Raw genomic sequence first — 3,247 nt, 5'->3', positions numbered from 1 at the left:
GAATCCTTGCGGTGACCCTTAATCAACCTGTATTTTCGATACGCTTACCCGAACGAATTCGTTGCTGTTGGCTAGAGCGCTCTCTAACTGGTGATGAGCCTTAGGCATGGCTTCGTCTGGGGTCCGCATGGATGAATTTCACTGACTTATTCCTTTTTTAACTAACCTTCACGATGTGTATTTTCCGCACTGGGGGTTATTCTGCATAAAGCTTAAAGGTACTTAACGCACCATAGGATTTTATGCAAACCCGCCCACCGATCTATTTGGGGGGCGTAAATATCGGCTCGATTATCGCATGGGCTATATCATGCTATTTCTTTTGATCTGAGACTGATTAATTCCAATAGTCCTGTTTCATCGTCGTCTACAACCTGCCATTCAGCCTCCATCAGCTGGTTATCACAATTCTGGCAAACCACACAAAGGTACTCGTCCTGATGCACCTCCAAATGCGTCATCCATGGTTTCATAACTTTGGTTGCTTCCATCAAGCTGTATGCTACATGGGGTACAGTCATATCAACCGGCCCGCTGCAATTAGCGCAGATTCCAACAGGGTTTGTGGTTGGTGGTAATATTTTTAAGCCGAGTAAATGGAGAATTCCTGAAACACTTGCATCTGCGCAGCCGGCGCAACAAAAATAATTGATGCTGTCAGAATAAAGTACCTGAGCATTAACAAACTCCCCCTCATTTGAATAGCAAAAATCTTGAACATTCCGATCCAGATAAAACCGGGGTTCGGAAAGTTCTTTATGACAATGATCACAATCGCTCATTTTATCTATGCCTCGCATGCATGATGACAGCTAAAACTAGGTTAACGAACGATGTTACTGAACCACCGACGGCATGATCTTGACGCGGTCTTCCAATTCAAGTTGCAAACTATTCTTGCGCACGACTTCATCCCAGTTACGGTAAGGCAGCGGCGGGTCGTAGGTTTCGCATATCTTGTTATAGCAACCTGTAAAACCAGTCAGCGCCGCCATGGAACTGGTGGCTGCCGCTTTAACGCCATCGTCAGTCGCACGAGCGCCTATGTAAAAATCGTTTCCCGGCCAAGAAACGTGATCCCAGGCAACAACGCTGAATAGAATACACTGGCTAAAGTCATCGCCCTCTTCCTGATAGGTAACAGGCGGACAGAGTTGAGGCCTGTTTTGGTTGCCTTGGGTTAACGGCCTTACCATGAAAGACAAGTGGCCTATTTCATAGCGTTGATTAACGCATTCTTGATAGGGATCGAAGTACACTGCCCGTATATTGCCCAGTTCGCGATGATGCTCACTCAACAGGCGTTTCAGCGCTTGTTCAAGCATCTCGCCCAACCACCCCATGAATTTACCTGCAAATTGGCCGCAACCCAACCCAGGAATAGTAATGAAAGCCTGTTTACCGGCCCCACCGGCAATCTCGTTGGCATGCAACATTAATGGCAATAATCGGCACCTATATAATTCATAATAGCGTTCGCGATCAATCACACCGTCTTCACCAACAATATCCCAATCGACCGGTATTTGCTGTTGTCCATTGCGCAATAAAGCACCCGCTGAGAAAAGCAAATAGGCTAGAAACGGCTTTGCATGCGGCACAGGATTATGATGCTTGCCATCATCATAAACGTCTACTTCAACTGTTATACCAATGGCACCCAACAGCTTCAGTTCTAACGCATTCCAATCCTCGCCATTACCATTAACCGCACTTTCGGCAAATATCTGAGGGCGTTTTGTATTTAACAAGCATTCAAGAAACGAATCGACGCTAATTTGCCCTACATCAATCGCCCGCAGTTTATCCAGAAGATACTTACCTGGCTGTATGGAATTGGATTGCAAGGCCTGCAAATAGTTACCAACCTCTTGATAGGCTTGTCCATGCATAAGTATGTGGTATTTTTTTATTGAGGTTTTATTCACAAAGGATCATCCGTTTGTAATCATCTAATCTTCAATTCACAGCCAGTCTCGTAGCGTACCGGGCATGGCCTCTGGTACATTGTAGCCAGTAAATTTTAGTTCAACCGCCTCCTCCCAGACTTAAGCCAAAACTGTTACTCTGAAAGTCATGGCCAAACGGCTTTCATTTGCCAGGGTGATGCGGATCTTTCATGAGCGTTAACTACCCTTTATAGGCTATCCATGCCACCAACTGCCAACCGGTGAAAACCGACGATGTACTCTGATTGAACTGGATACCATCGACGCCATACTCAAGCATCGCTATTGCCCAACTCTGCTGGCGAACCGAGATAACGATAGAGGCCCTAGGTTGCAGTCTTGGTAAAAAACAGCACTTATGCGCACTCACAAAGATTCATAACCAGTGCTAAATATTTACTTGCTAAGTAATATCTTACTAACTACAATGATTCCACAACTCATCTTATGGGGCTGTCATTAAGTTGGCTTCACTGTAAGACGAAAAAACCGCCTTTGGGCGGTTTTTTCATTTCTAGGGTAAGGAAAATGCGAACAATCGTTTACGTTGACGGATATAACTTCTATTTTGGCGTGTTGAGGAACACGGATTATAAGTGGCTGGACATAGTCAGCCTAGTTAAGCATATCTGCCATGTTCAAAACCCGAGCATTGAAATTGCTGCCGTTAAGTTTTTCACCGCCCCAGTCATAACCAGGTTGGCGACTCGCGGCGAAAAATCTCAGCAATCCCAGGACGCATATCATAGAGCGTTGGTTAATCGCCATCCAGATACCATAGAGATAATCAAAGGCTACTATCTCATGGAAAAAGGCACCCCACCACGATATAAAAATCCAATAGATAAGCAAGATCGCGTCGAAGTCTGGAAGCTAGAAGAAAAACAAACCGATGTAAACATTGCGCTGCACCTCTACCGCGACGCCATGCTCAAACATTGCGATCATGCTGTTTTGGTTTCCAGTGATTCTGATCTTGTGTCAGCTTTCAAATTTATTGGGCAAGACTTCCCAAGCCATCACATTGGCTTAATTCTTCCACGCAGGCAGGCGAAAGAAGACGAGAAGACCAGACCGGCTAATGCTGGATTGTCAGAACTGGCCAACTGGACACGATCCTATATCCTCGATGAAGAACTGGGGAAATTCCAGCTACCTGAAAAAGTACCTACAAAGAAGAAACCGGCCATAAAGCCAGACTACTGGTAAGAGGGAATCCCTGCGGGGTTTCAATCCACGCGCCAACGCGGGGCGCGACGAAACAAACCCATCATGTTATGCCTTTCTAAGCTGCCTGT

3 protein-coding genes are annotated in these 3,247 nt (G+C 45.7%); 1 reads left to right on the top strand and 2 read right to left on the bottom strand.

The genetic code is table 11. The features are described 5' to 3' along the window. Nucleotides 1-308 precede the first annotated feature (308 nt). Both A1359_RS22250 and A1359_RS04260 read right to left on the bottom strand, forming a co-directional pair. On the bottom strand, nucleotides 309-782 hold the full coding sequence (locus tag A1359_RS22250) for a hypothetical protein (protein WP_157200464.1): 474 nt from the start codon (nucleotides 780-782) through the stop codon (nucleotides 309-311). 54 nt (nucleotides 783-836) lie between these two features. Further along, the gene (locus A1359_RS04260) at nucleotides 837-1,928 is read right to left on the bottom strand and encodes a hypothetical protein (RefSeq protein WP_198159268.1); all 1,092 of its coding nucleotides are present in this window, start codon (nucleotides 1,926-1,928) and stop codon (nucleotides 837-839) included. Nucleotides 1,929-2,477: 549 nt separating this feature from the next. Here A1359_RS04260 and A1359_RS04255 point away from each other — a divergent pair. Further along, the gene (locus A1359_RS04255; RefSeq protein WP_066978501.1) at nucleotides 2,478-3,158 is read left to right on the top strand and encodes an NYN domain-containing protein; all 681 of its coding nucleotides are present in this window, start codon (nucleotides 2,478-2,480) and stop codon (nucleotides 3,156-3,158) included. Nucleotides 3,159-3,247: the final 89 nt, after the last annotated feature.

The sequence above is a fragment of the Methylomonas lenta genome (assembly GCF_001644015.1).
GTDB lineage: Bacteria > Pseudomonadota > Gammaproteobacteria > Methylococcales > Methylomonadaceae > Methylomonas > Methylomonas lenta.
Note: the sequence above shows the minus strand (reverse complement) of the source record. Positions and strands in the feature narration are given on the sequence as shown.

Bases quoted from the DNA above. Each gene is read 5' to 3' on its own strand.
- A1359_RS04255 (WP_066978501.1), top strand. From the start codon at position 2,478: ATGCGAACAATCGTTTACGTTGACGGATATAACTTCTATTTTGGCGTG.
- A1359_RS22250 (WP_157200464.1), bottom strand. From the start codon at position 782: ATGAGCGATTGTGATCATTGTCATAAAGAACTTTCCGAACCCCGGTTT.